10 protein-coding genes, 1 tRNA gene and 1 pseudogene are annotated in these 11,813 nt (G+C 63.0%); 9 read left to right on the top strand and 3 right to left on the bottom strand.

Features of this window, described 5'->3' with window-relative positions; translation table 11 throughout:
* The 7 genes and pseudogenes from RLEG4DRAFT_RS47080 to RLEG4DRAFT_RS16930 form a co-directional block, all read left to right on the top strand.
* Window positions 1–127, top strand: a pseudogene (locus tag RLEG4DRAFT_RS47080) (cellulose biosynthesis protein BcsN); the annotation flags it as partial.
* A 107-nt stretch (window positions 128–234) separates the two neighbouring features.
* Window positions 235–2,427, top strand: coding sequence for a UDP-forming cellulose synthase catalytic subunit (bcsA, locus tag RLEG4DRAFT_RS16905; RefSeq protein WP_003578482.1), 2,193 nt, complete (start codon window positions 235–237; stop codon window positions 2,425–2,427).
* The gene (locus RLEG4DRAFT_RS16910; RefSeq protein ID WP_003578483.1) at window positions 2,424–4,868 is read left to right on the top strand and encodes a cellulose biosynthesis cyclic di-GMP-binding regulatory protein BcsB; all 2,445 of its coding nucleotides are present in this window, start codon (window positions 2,424–2,426) and stop codon (window positions 4,866–4,868) included. The genes bcsA and RLEG4DRAFT_RS16910 overlap by 4 nt, the downstream gene beginning before the upstream one ends.
* Entirely contained in the window at window positions 4,865–5,908 is a 1,044-nt protein-coding gene (locus RLEG4DRAFT_RS16915) for a glycosyl hydrolase family 8 (protein WP_003578484.1), read from the top strand. Before RLEG4DRAFT_RS16910 ends, RLEG4DRAFT_RS16915 begins: the two co-directional genes overlap by 4 nt.
* Window positions 5,905–8,304, top strand: coding sequence for a hypothetical protein (locus tag RLEG4DRAFT_RS16920; protein WP_003578485.1), 2,400 nt, complete (start codon window positions 5,905–5,907; stop codon window positions 8,302–8,304). The genes RLEG4DRAFT_RS16915 and RLEG4DRAFT_RS16920 overlap by 4 nt, the downstream gene beginning before the upstream one ends.
* A 101-nt stretch (window positions 8,305–8,405) precedes the next feature.
* Entirely contained in the window at window positions 8,406–9,074 is a 669-nt protein-coding gene (locus RLEG4DRAFT_RS16925) for an HAD family hydrolase (RefSeq protein ID WP_003578486.1), read from the top strand.
* Window positions 9,075–9,172: 98 nt separating this feature from the next.
* Window positions 9,173–9,249: transfer RNA gene (locus RLEG4DRAFT_RS16930), tRNA-Pro, on the top strand.
* 83 nt (window positions 9,250–9,332) lie between these two features.
* Here RLEG4DRAFT_RS16930 and RLEG4DRAFT_RS16935 read toward each other — a convergent pair.
* Window positions 9,333–9,965: a class I SAM-dependent methyltransferase gene (locus tag RLEG4DRAFT_RS16935; RefSeq protein ID WP_003578487.1), complete on the bottom strand. Its 633-nt coding sequence runs from the start codon at window positions 9,963–9,965 to the stop codon at window positions 9,333–9,335.
* Window positions 9,966–10,516: 551 nt separating this feature from the next.
* On the opposite strand from RLEG4DRAFT_RS16935, the gene RLEG4DRAFT_RS16940 reads away from it, so the two are divergent.
* Window positions 10,517–10,735, top strand: a complete 219-nt coding sequence (locus tag RLEG4DRAFT_RS16940; RefSeq protein ID WP_037093804.1) for a hypothetical protein — start codon at window positions 10,517–10,519, stop codon at window positions 10,733–10,735.
* A 2-nt stretch (window positions 10,736–10,737) separates the two neighbouring features.
* On the opposite strand, the gene RLEG4DRAFT_RS16945 is transcribed toward RLEG4DRAFT_RS16940, so the two are convergent.
* Window positions 10,738–10,971, bottom strand: a complete 234-nt coding sequence (locus RLEG4DRAFT_RS16945; protein ID WP_037094648.1) for a DUF982 domain-containing protein — start codon at window positions 10,969–10,971, stop codon at window positions 10,738–10,740.
* 194 nt (window positions 10,972–11,165) lie between these two features.
* Here RLEG4DRAFT_RS16945 and RLEG4DRAFT_RS16950 point away from each other — a divergent pair, with 194 nt between their 5' ends.
* Window positions 11,166–11,378, top strand: coding sequence for a hypothetical protein (locus tag RLEG4DRAFT_RS16950; protein ID WP_003578492.1), 213 nt, complete (start codon window positions 11,166–11,168; stop codon window positions 11,376–11,378).
* A gap of 104 nt (window positions 11,379–11,482) precedes the next feature.
* Here the strand turns inward: RLEG4DRAFT_RS16950 and RLEG4DRAFT_RS16955 are convergent, their stop codons facing one another.
* Window positions 11,483–11,776 carry a helix-turn-helix domain-containing protein gene (locus tag RLEG4DRAFT_RS16955; RefSeq protein WP_003578494.1) on the bottom strand — a complete coding sequence of 98 codons (294 nt, stop codon included), beginning with the start codon at window positions 11,774–11,776 and terminating at the stop codon, window positions 11,483–11,485.
* Window positions 11,777–11,813 lie beyond the last annotated feature (37 nt).

The following is an 11,813-nucleotide window of genomic DNA, read 5'->3' on the forward strand; positions in this document are numbered from 1 at the left end:
GATGCCGGATGCGGCAGCCGCGCCGCCCGAACAACCGGTCCAACAATCCGCAAGAGCGATCGGTGTCACCGTGCCGTCGCCAGACTGCATAGGCGACGCGGCCATGACGGCCGTCTGCCGGAGATAGAGCATGATGTCGAAGAGTGTGAGCGGTTTTCTCGTGACATCCTGTTCTGGTGAGCATGCTCGGAGTGCCGAAAGGCGCCTTGGTTGAGCAATTTCGAAGGGACGTCGATGCGCAAAGCCCGCAGTGTCTTCATCTGGGCCGTGGTTTCGCTCTGCCTGATCGTGTTGATCACGCTGCCGGTGAATTTGCAGACCCAGCTCATCACCAGCATCACGGTCGTGACGGTGATGGCGCTCATCAAGATATTGAAGGGCGAGGGGACCTGGCGCCTGGTGGCGCTCGCCTTCGGCACCTCGATCGTGCTGCGCTACGTTTACTGGCGCACCACCAACACATTGCCGCCGGTAAACCAGCCTGAGAATTTCATTCCAGGTCTGCTGCTCTATCTTGCCGAAATGTACAGCGTCGCGATGCTGGCGCTCAGCCTGTTCATCGTCGCCACACCGCTGCCGTCTCGCCCCTCGCGTGCCGCCAATCCTGGGCGTTTGCCGCATGTCGATGTCTTCGTGCCGTCCTACAACGAGGATGCCGGGCTTCTCGGCAACACGCTGGCTGCCGCCAAGGCCATGGATTATCCGGCCGACAAGCTGCATGTCTGGCTGCTCGATGACGGCGGCACTTTGCAGAAGCGCAACTCCGGCAAGCTGCTCGAGGCCCAGGCCGCCGCCGCCCGCCATATCGAACTGAAGCAGCTCTGCCAGGATCTCGACGTCGGCTACCTCACGCGCGACCGCAACGAACACGCCAAGGCCGGCAATCTGAACAACGGCATGAAACATTCGACCGGCGAACTCATCGCCGTCTTCGATGCCGACCACGCGCCGGCCCGCGATTTCCTGCTCGAGACCGTCGGCTACTTCGAAGACGACCCGAAGCTCTTCCTCGTCCAGACCCCGCACTTCTTCATCAATCCCGATCCGCTGGAGCGCAACCTGCGCACCTTCGACAAGATGCCGAGCGAGAACGAAATGTTCTACGGCATCATCCAGCGCGGCCTCGATAAATGGAATGCCGCCTTCTTCTGCGGTTCGGCCGCGGTCTTGAGCCGCAGGGCGCTCGAATCCCAGAACGGCTTTTCCGGCATCAGCATCACCGAAGACTGCGAGACGGCGCTGGCGCTCCACGGCAGCGGCTGGAACAGCATCTATGTCGACAAGCCGCTGATCGCCGGCCTGCAGCCGGCCACCTTCGCAAGCTTCATCGGCCAGCGCAGCCGCTGGGCGCAGGGCATGATGCAGATCCTGCGCTTCCGTTTTCCGCTGCTGAAGCGTGGCCTGACGATCCCGCAGCGCCTCTGCTACATGTCCTCCACGCTTTTCTGGCTCTTCCCGTTCCCGCGCACCATCTTCCTGTTTGCGCCGCTCTTCTATCTGTTCTTCGATCTGGAAATCTTCACCGCCTCCGGCGGCGAGTTCCTTGCCTATACGCTGGCCTACATGCTGGTGAACCTGATGATGCAGAACTACCTCTATGGGTCGTTCCGCTGGCCGTGGATTTCCGAGCTCTACGAATATGTCCAGACCGTGCACCTGCTGCCGGCGGTCGTCTCCGTCATGCTCAATCCGAGAAAGCCGACCTTCAAGGTGACCGCCAAGGACGAATCGATCGCGGTCAGCCGCCTGTCCGAGATCAGCCGTCCGTTCTTCGTCATCTTTGCGGTGCAGATCGTCGCGCTCATCATCACCATCTACCGAATCTATGCCGAGCCCTATAAGGCCGACGTAACGCTCGTCGTCGGCGGCTGGAACCTCATCAACCTGATCATGGCCGGCTGCGCGCTCGGAGTCGTGTCCGAGCGCGGCGAGCGCGCCTTGTCCCGCCGCGTCCGCGTCAACCGCCGTTGCGAATTCGGCGCCAACGGCAAATGGTATGCCGCCTCGATCGAGGACGTCTCCGTCCACGGCGCCAGGCTTCACATCTTCAACAAGCAACTCGACGAGATGCTGGTCGGCGCGCTCGGAGAAATCCGCTTCCGGCCGTATAGCGGCGCGGAACTGGAAACCCTGCCGCTCATCGTCCGCAATATCGAGCCGTCGGGCGATATCAGCAATGTCGGCTGCCAGTACGTGCCGAAAAGCGCGCTCGACCACCGATTGATCGCCGACCTGATGTTTGCCAATTCCGGCCAGTGGACCGAATTCCAGGCCTCGCGCCGCCGCAATCCGGGCCTGATCCGCGGCACCATCTGGTTCCTCGGCTTATCGTTCTACCAGACCAGCCGCGGCCTCGTTTATTTCTTCCGCAGCATGCGGCCGGAACGCGAAGCCCAGCAGCAGGCTGCAAAGGTCAACGCCGGATGAGAAGGATCGTCGCCGCCTCGCTTCTGCTGCTGAATGCCTCCGTCTTTGCCCAGGCGCAGACGGCACCCTTCGACATGTCCGGCGAGCGGCCGCCCGGCGCCCCCGTTACCCCGAGATTGACGCCGCCGGCCCCGCCGGCAGCGACCCCGCCGGTTCCCGTCACGCCTCCAGTTTCCGTATTGCCGGCACCCGCGCCCCAGGCCGCTCCCGCTCCTGCACCAGTTCCGCCCCCAATCGCCGTACAGCCGCTGGCGCCGCAGCCAGCCGCGGCGGCAAATACGGCTCCGGTTCAGCGCGCCGGCAGTGTCCGCCGTTATGTCGTGCCCTTTTCGAAGCTCGGTCTCAGTGGTGAATATGACCGGCGGTCGTGGTCGGTCTATTTGACGCCGGAACAGGCGGCCGCCAAGGCGAGCTTCACCTTCGCCTATCAGAATTCGATCGTCGTTGCGCCTGAGGCCTCGGCGCTGACCGTCTATCTCAACAATCGCCCGATCGGCCAGCAGCGGGTCGGCTCGCCGGACGGCTCCTCAGCCGTCACCTTCGAGGTTCCGCCAGGTCTGCTGCAGCCGGGCGCCAATGTCGTCACCTTCGAAGCCGCTCAGCGCCACCGCACCGATTGCAGCATCCAGTCCACCTACGAATTGTGGTCGAATATCGATCCGGCCGGAACCTATCTGAGCTTTGCCGGCAGCGATGCCGCGGAGCCGGCGAGCGCCGATGCTATCCGCGCCATCGGCGTCGACGGCGCCGGCAAGACCGAGTTCGACATCGTCGTCCCGGCGCTGGAACAGCCGGGCACCACCAAGCCGCTGCTGCGGCTGGCGCAGGGCCTCTCGGTGCTGAGCAGCATGCCGAACCAGATCTTTGCTTTCAGCACCGCTTCGCTTCCGGCCGGCGGGCCCGGTAAGCTGAGCGTGCTCGTCGGCACCGCGGCGGAACTGCGGCCGCTCTTTCCCGGCCTGCCGGCCGGCGCCGAAAGTGCGGCACTCGCCGCTTTCGTCATCGATCCGCGCGGCGGCTCACCAGTGCTTCTGATCAGCGGCCCCTCCTGGCAGGCGGTCTCCTCGGCGATCGATACCATCGTCTCGCCGACGGACAGGTCCGCAGATATCCGCCGCGACGCGCTGACCACCGAACGCTGGAGCGCGCCGAACGCGCCGCTGATCTTTTCCGATACGAATATCGCTTTGTCTCAGCTTGGCGTGAAGACTACCGAATTCTCCGGCCGGCGGTTGCGGACCAGCTTCAATATTGCCGTGCCGGCGGACTTTTATGCCAATGCCTATGGCGAGGCGAAGGTGCTGCTCGACGCCGCCTATACCGACAACGTGCTGCCCGGCAGCCACATCGATATCTACGTCAACGACAACATCGCCTCCACCGTGCCGATCACCACGACAACAGGCGGCATTCTGCGCCATCTGCCGATCCGCGTGACGATGCGGCACGTCAAGCCCGGTCTGAATACGGTGGCGATCGAGGCGATCCTGATGACCAAGGACGATGCGGCTTGCGCGCCGGGCGCCACCGCCAGTCCCCGCTTTGCCCTGTTCGATACCTCCGAGCTGCACATGCCGGATTTCGCCCGTGTCGGTCAGCGGCCGAATTTGGCCGCCATGGCCGGCACCGCCTATCCCTATAGCCGTTCCACGGAGCCGATGCCGCTGTTCATCGACCGGGTCGATGCCGATACGCTTTCGGCCGCCGCCACCCTGCTTGGCCAGATGGCGATCATGGCCGGCCATCCGATCCCTGTGGAGACCGTCGCCTCGCCGAATACGATCGGCGATCGTGACGCCATCTTCATCGGTTCGATCTCGCAGATGCCGGCCACCGCGCTGTCGCAGGCCAATATATCAACGGCGAGCCAGGCCTCGTGGCGTCCGGTGACGGATGCGCAGACGGGCGTGGTCGACACCGATACGGCCTTCGAGGAATGGAATTCCAAGGTCAGCGGCGGTGTCCTGCGCGGCCGGATGACCGCCTTCCGCGAGTGGCTGTGGCGCAATTTCGATATCTCCCGCAGTTCGCTACAATTCGTGCCGGGCGCCGAGGAGATCTTTACGCCGCCCAACACCGCCTCGCTTCTCGTGGCCCAAGGCTCCAGCCCTGCGGGAGCGGGCTCCTGGACCGTGGTGGCGGCGCCATCGGAGAAGGATTTGCGGGAGGGGGTCGAGGTTCTGACGTCGCAGCTGAACTGGCCGCAAATATCAGGCCACATCACCACCTATTCCAGCAAGACCGGCAAGATCGAGGCGGTGCCGGTCACCCGTTTCGATTTCGTCCCGTCGACGCGCTGGTCGATCGCCAACTACCGCCTGATCGCCGCCAACTGGTTGTCGACGAATATCCTCTCCTATGCCTCGCTGCTTGTCGTCTTCGTGCTCCTGATCGGCGTCACCACGTCTAAGATGCTCAAAAAGCTGGGCCGGTCGAAATGAGGCGGTGGCGCGCGCTCCTGCTCGCGGCAACGGTCGCGCTTGCACCGGGCCTGCCCGCCACCGCGCAGCAGGCGATGATCAATGCCGGCGCGTGGTCGGCCTACAAGGCGAAGTTTCTCGATCCGACCGGCCGCATCGTCGACAACGGCAACGGCAACATCAGCCACAGCGAAGGGCAGGGCTATGGCCTGCTGCTCGCCTATCTCGCAGCAAGCCCCGCCGATTTCGAGCAGATCTGGTATTTTACCCGCACCGAGCTGCTGCTGCGCGACGACGGCCTGGCGGTCTGGAAATGGGATCCGAACGTCAAGCCGCACGTCACCGACACCAACAATGCCACCGACGGCGACATGTTGATCGCCTATGCGCTGGCGCTGGCCGGCACGGCATGGAAACGTGAAGACTATATCCTCGCTGCCTCTCGCATGGCGCAGGCGCTGCTTGCCGAAACCGTCGGCAGCTCGCAGGGCCGCACCTTGCTGATGCCGGGGACCGAAGGTTTTACTGGCAGCGACCGCGACGACGGTCCCGTCGTCAACCCGTCCTACTGGATTTATGAGGCGATCCCGGTGATGTCGGCGCTCGCTCCGTCGGACGCCTGGCAAAAACTGTCGGACGACGGCGTGGAACTGTTGAAGACGATGCAATTCGGCCCGCGCAAGCTGCCTGCCGAATGGGTGAGCCTGCACGACAAGCCGCGGCCGGCAGAGGGGTTCGACGCCGAATTCGGCTATAACGCCATCCGCATCCCGCTCTATCTCGCGCGGGGCGGCATCACCGACAATGCACTGCTCATCCGCCTGCAGAAGGGGATGTCGCAAGACGGCGTTCCCGCCACTATCGATCTGACCACCGGCCGGCCGAAGGCCGTGCTGTCGGACCCCGGTTATCGAATTGTTAACGATGTTGTGGCCTGTGTTGTCGATGGGACCAGGCTGCCGAACTCGGCGCTGCAGTTTGCCCCCGCACTCTATTATCCGTCCACCCTTCAACTGCTCGGGCTGGCCTATATCGGGGAGAAGCATCCAGAGTGTCTGTGAAGTCTTCTCTCGTGGCGGTTTCAGCGGCAGTGGTGGTGGCGAGCCTCGTCACCGGGCTGAAAGACCGTGCCGCCCTGCAGGAAAAGTTCGGCCTTGGCTCTGCCGGCAAGCCAGCGCCGGAACTGATGATGATGGGCCGCATCAAGCCGACCGAGGCGGCCGGCAATTCCGAATTCAATGCGCAGCTCGTCGCCGACAAGATCGAGGCGATCACGTCGCAGCCGCCATCAGCATCGGATACTTCAGATCCGAATGTTGTCGCGCAGCAGCCCGCACCACCGCAATCAGCCGCGCCTCAATCTGCGACCCCATCTGATGCCCAAGCTGCGCCTCAGCCGGCGGCTCCACCGGTACCGGTCACGCCTCCCATCGTGTCCGAGCCCCCGGCGCCGCAGCAGGCCGCCGCCCCGACGCAGCCTGCCGTTGATGAAAGCGCGCTTCGTTATTTCGCCAGCCGCGGCGACAAGGTGCGCCTGCAGGCCGAGATCTCCCGCCTTCAGGCGCTCTACCCGAATTGGGTTCCGCCGGCCGATCCACTCGCCGTGCCGCAAAACGGCGACAAACAGCTCGAGGCCATGTGGCAGCTTTATTCCGATGGCCGCTATGCCGAGTTGCGCAAGGCGATCGCCGACCGTCAGGCAGCCGATGCCGGATGGCAGCCGCCGGCCGATCTGCTCGACCGGCTCGACGTCGCTGAGGCCCGTGCTCGCCTCATCAACGCTTCCGACCTCAAGCAATATGCAACGGTGGTCGATATCGCCGCCGCCACTCCGAGCCTGCTCACCTGCAGCGAGGTCGATGTCCTCTGGCGTGTCGCCGAAGCCTTCATCCAGACGAAGAGGGAGCAGCGCGGCCAGGACGCCTACAGCTATATCCTGAAGAATTGCCCCAATCCGGCCGAGCGGCAGGCGACGGTCGAAAAGGCCTCGACGCTGCTCGCCTACCGGCCGATGCAGGCGCTGCTCGCACTGGAAAGACCTGCAGCCGGCGGCAGCAAGGAATTCGACGCGATCCGCGACAATCTCGCCCGACGCTTCATCGCCGAAGGCAATGACGATCCGAAGCTCGCCATCGCGCCCGATTACGTCGCCCGCCTCGAAAAACTTGCCGGGACCGAGGGCCTTGCCTCGGATGCGCTGCTGCTCGGCTGGTACCAGCTTCGCCGCAACAACGATGCCGAGGCGGAGAAGTGGTTCCGCGCCGCCCGGGCCAAGCAGGATACGGCCGCCGCTTCGCAGGGGCTGGCGCTGGCGCTGATCGCCCGCAAGGCGCCCGAGGAAGCCGAGGACGTGATGTTCCGCTGGCGTGCCGATTCCGACGATGCGAACGCCACATATCTCGCCGCGACCGCCAATCTGATGGCGCTGCAGCCGCCGGCTGATCTCGCCGAAGACGTGCTGCATCGCATCGCCGCCGAGGTTATCGCCCGGAAATATGTGCCGACGGCGCAGCAATTCGGCTGGTATGCCCGCTCGCTCAACCAATTCCAGACCGCCGCGCGCTGGTTTGAGACCGCGCTCGCCTGGAAACCCGATGACGAGCCGTCGGCCTATGGCCTTGTCGTCACCCGTGAGCAGCTCGGCGACCGAAAGGGTGTGGCCGACCTGCAGCGCGCGTGGGCCGGACGCTCGGTCCGGATCACCAATCTCGAAGACACCTCCGCGCTGACCCCGAATGGGCGCGCCCTGCCGCCGGAGAAGGGCACGCTTGCCCCGGAGCAGCCGGTTCAGCCGACGCAGCCGGCGCAACGCCCTGCCATGGCGGCCGAGCCGCTTCCCGCTGAACGCCCGCTGCAGCCGGGGCCCGACGTGGCCGTTCGCCCGGCAAGGCCGGCGATGGAGACGGTGACGGTCGCGCGCGGTCCGCGCCAGACACGCGGATGCTCGACGACCATCGATGCGGGACAGCTCAGCCCGGCCAATGCGCTGTCGCGCGGCTGGTGCCTGATGGATATCAATCGGCCGATGGAGGCGATCTCGGCCTTCGAGGCGGCATTGCAGAGCCCGGTCCGCAAGGACCGTGAAGACGCAGCCTACGGCCAGAGCCTTGCCTATCTGCGCGCCGGCCTTTCCAGCAACGCCGCCGTTGCCGCCACCAAGGCGCCGCAGAACCGCCAGCGCGCCGCCGAGCTCCAGGTGGCGATCCTCGCCGACCGCGCACTTTCGGCCTTCGATGCCGGGCGGTACCGCGAGACCCTGATCTATCTCGATCAGCGCGCCCAGCTGCAGCAGGAACGCATCGACCTGATGGTTCTGCGCGGCTACTGCTACCTCAATCTCAAAATGTATGGCGACGCGACCCGCATCTTCGAGGCCGCTGCCGCGACCGGCAGCCGCGACGCCGCCCGCGGTCTGGCCGACCTTCGCAACGCCACCCATCCCGACGTCAACGACTAGCGTTGACGTCGACGTCAACGACTGACGTTGACGCCGCCGCCGCTCTCCGCTACTCGCCTGTGCAGGGGTCGCCCCGGCCTCGCACCCGCAAGGAACGCCCCGTGCCCGCTCTCCACGATATCCTCGACAAATCCTATGACGCCTTCCTTTTCGACATGGACGGAACGCTGCTGAATTCCATCGCCGTCGTCGAACGCGTCTGGAGCGAGTGGGCAAGACGCCACGGCTTCGAACCGGAGGTCTTCCTGAAGACGATCCACGGCATCCGCGCCTCCGACGTCATCCGCGGGCTCGGCCTGCCAGGCGTCGATCCCGCCCATGAGGCGGACCTGCTGCTCGCCGAGGAGATGGAGGATGTGTCGGGCATCGTCGAAATTCCCGGCGCCATCCGCTTCCTCTCCGCCATTGCCGATGGCAAATGGGCAATCGTCACCTCGGCGCCGATCGAGCTCGCCAGACGCCGCATGGCCGCCGCCGGCATCCCAATGCCGAAGGTCATCGTCAGCGGCCAGGAGGTCAAATCCGGCAAGCCCAGCCCCGAAGGTTATCTGCTCGGCGCCAGCCGTCTCGGCGTTGATCCCTCGAAATGCCTGGTCTTCGAAGACGCCGTCGCCGGCATCCTCGCGGGCGAGGCCGCCGGCGCCGATGTCACCGTCATTACCGAAACCCACGCCACCCCGTTCGAAACTCCGCATTTCTCCATCGCCAACTACCAGACATGGCAGCCCCGCCACACGGCCGAGGGCCGGCTGACAATCGCCGCGATCTGAACATTCCGGTAAACCGCCGCCTTTTTGTCGGAGGCGAGTTTTTTCCGCTTGCATTGCACGCGCCGAAAAACTAAACGAAGCAAGCCGTTTCGGCAGGTCGGGGCGTAGCGCAGCCCGGTAGCGCACTTGACTGGGGGTCAAGGGGTCGCTGGTTCGAGTCCAGTCGCCCCGACCATTTATCCCCTTGAAATCCCAGTCAGAACATAACGTTTCGTGTGGCGGCCGCTCTCGCGGCTGGTAGCTGGGAACGGTGGAACTTCAGTGCGGTTTCTGGGCGATCGCGATCATCGATTTCGCCAGGAGGGGAATCCTCCCGACATATTCGAAGTCGACGTCTTCGAAACCTGTTTCATGCAGCAGCGTGCTCAGCGTTCCCGGAGACCAGAATTTGATGTGGCCATGGTCCTTGAGAGGCATGAAATGGTCGTCCATCTTTCCGCTCACGGCCAAGGCCAGATTTTTCCAGTAACCGTGAAAAGGCGTCGACATGACCGCGATGCCGCCGGGCTTCACCAGATCGTACATGGTGGCCGAGAACGCCTTGGGGTCATAAACGTGCTCGACCACCTCGAGGCTGATCACCGCATCGAAGGTGCCGTACCGGCTGGAAAGATCTTCGTAGCCGGAGCCGATTTCCAGCGGCAGATCCGGATGGGCCGTTCTCGCTTTTGCGATGCCGTCCTCGGAGGGATCGACACCGATGACATCATAGCCCTTTCGGGCAAGCACGGCGGCGGCGCCGCCGGCGCCGCAACCGAGGTCGAAGACCGACGTTTCGTTTGCTTCCTGGAAACTGTTCTCAAGAACATCGACAACAGCCGGCAGAATATAGGAATGGGCCGTCGCCGGTTTAGCATGCACATAGGTCGTTGCGTCTAGTTCGATAGTCATTTTACCTCCTGGAGAAGTGAGCCCGCCAACCCAATAATACGCACCTCAAGGGTACGGCGGAGTTTGACGGCAGTGTGGTGTCGTTGTGGTATTAACGTGATTAGCGCCGAAGGCGCTCGCGGCAGGCGAGGGGCGCTGGTGATGGATGCGCGCATTCGGACCGGCTCGCCTTCATCTCAAGAATGATGAGCGCCATAGAAGATCTCGACGTTGACAGGGGGCGGGAAGATGATGAAAAGTGCCGCAATTCGGATTTCTTCTGCTCGGGCGGGCGGTAACCAGTCGTCGCTTCGACCCCAATGGTTGTGACCATTTGCAGTAAATAACGCAGCCGAATACCCTTCGAGGGTGTGGCATCAAAGAAATCCATTAGTTCTTTTTGGCGCTTCTCCAATTACGCGAGGCGATATTTGTCGCCTTTTGTTAAGGTTATACAGAGATTGAATATGAAATACCAGATTTCGGAATTAAATGACGTGAAACCTCTTCGCATCCATACGAATAGGTGTAGATTAAAAACGTTCCTGTCACAAACAGCCTAGTGCGAGCGCATGGCGGAAATGAAGCAGACTCTCACTTGCAAGCAAGCCCTCGCCGGCGCATTCCAGGCTTTATCAGACGAGGCCGTCAAAGCCGGCTGGCCGGAGGGCGATGTCGTCCTCGCGCTTGCTGAACTCGCTGAGGAGCAGGTGATCGAGATGACCGCCAAGGTGATCATGGAAGGCTCGATTCACCCCCAGCTCGCCGCCGCCAGCCGCCACAGCGGCTGATTTCACAGCAGCAATCCCGCCGTCTTCGCGGCCGTGATGAAGGAAGCCTGTGCGGCGCGCGGGCTGCACAGCCCGTCGAGCGCATCCAGGCAGTGCTGGCGCGCGATGCGATAGTCCCGCCCACGCTTGTTCGGCCATCGTTTCAAATACTCGACCGCTTCCCAAACCGTGGAAACGATCAAGCTGCGGTTTTGAGAAAAGACCCGGACGGGGGAGGGAAAGCGTATTTCACTCAACGTCAGCACTCGCTGATTCCTGCTGCAACGCGCCCAAAACGCGCGGGCTGATATTTTGTTCCCTAATTTTGTTCTGGAGAAATTTGCATAGTTGCTAAAGTTCGGGCCCTCGCGCATAATCATTTTTGCCGGTTGCGGAGGGCGGCCGGCAATGCAAGCGTGGATGCGTTTGCCCTCGGAGGGAATGCGGCGTGATGTTACGATCATCTATTCATCCGCATGATTTACCGCTGTTTTCGGAAGATCTAGATCTGCTTTCTCAGGTGCTCGACAAGGTCTGCGATGAACGCGGCCTCGTCAGGACGACACCCGAGGCCGAGCGGATCGGCGCGGTCATCATTCAGCTCTACAGGCAGGGCGTGAAGGACAGCGGTAAACTCGCCGATCTGGCAAAAACCTATCTCTGACGCTCAGTTCTGCTCGATCGAGATTCATGCCGATGCTCGTCGCGATTCCCTGCGGCTTGTTTTTCCAGTGGTCGATGTGAGCCGAGAGGCCGATGGCATCATCTCTAGTCGTCGTTGGCGGCGTTGAGATTTTCCGGCCGAATACCATCGTCGCTGATGGTGCGCGCACGCAATCGGATGCCGGGGCCCCCTTCATCCTGATTGCCGCTCGACAGAAAGATAATGCCGTGCGCCTCGAGCGTGCTGCGCACATCGAACAGCGCGTGGGGTTCCCCCGCAAATTCCCCATTTTCCAGCGCCGCGACGGTCTCGACCGGCAAGCCGCTTGCGGCGGCGAGTTCTTCGATACTCATCCCGATCATGGCGCGCGCGCCGCGTATCTGTGTCGCTGTTATCATGGCGGAAAATCTAGCGCATTTACCGCACTTCTCAAGT

This window comes from Rhizobium leguminosarum bv. trifolii WSM2297, from assembly GCF_000271845.1.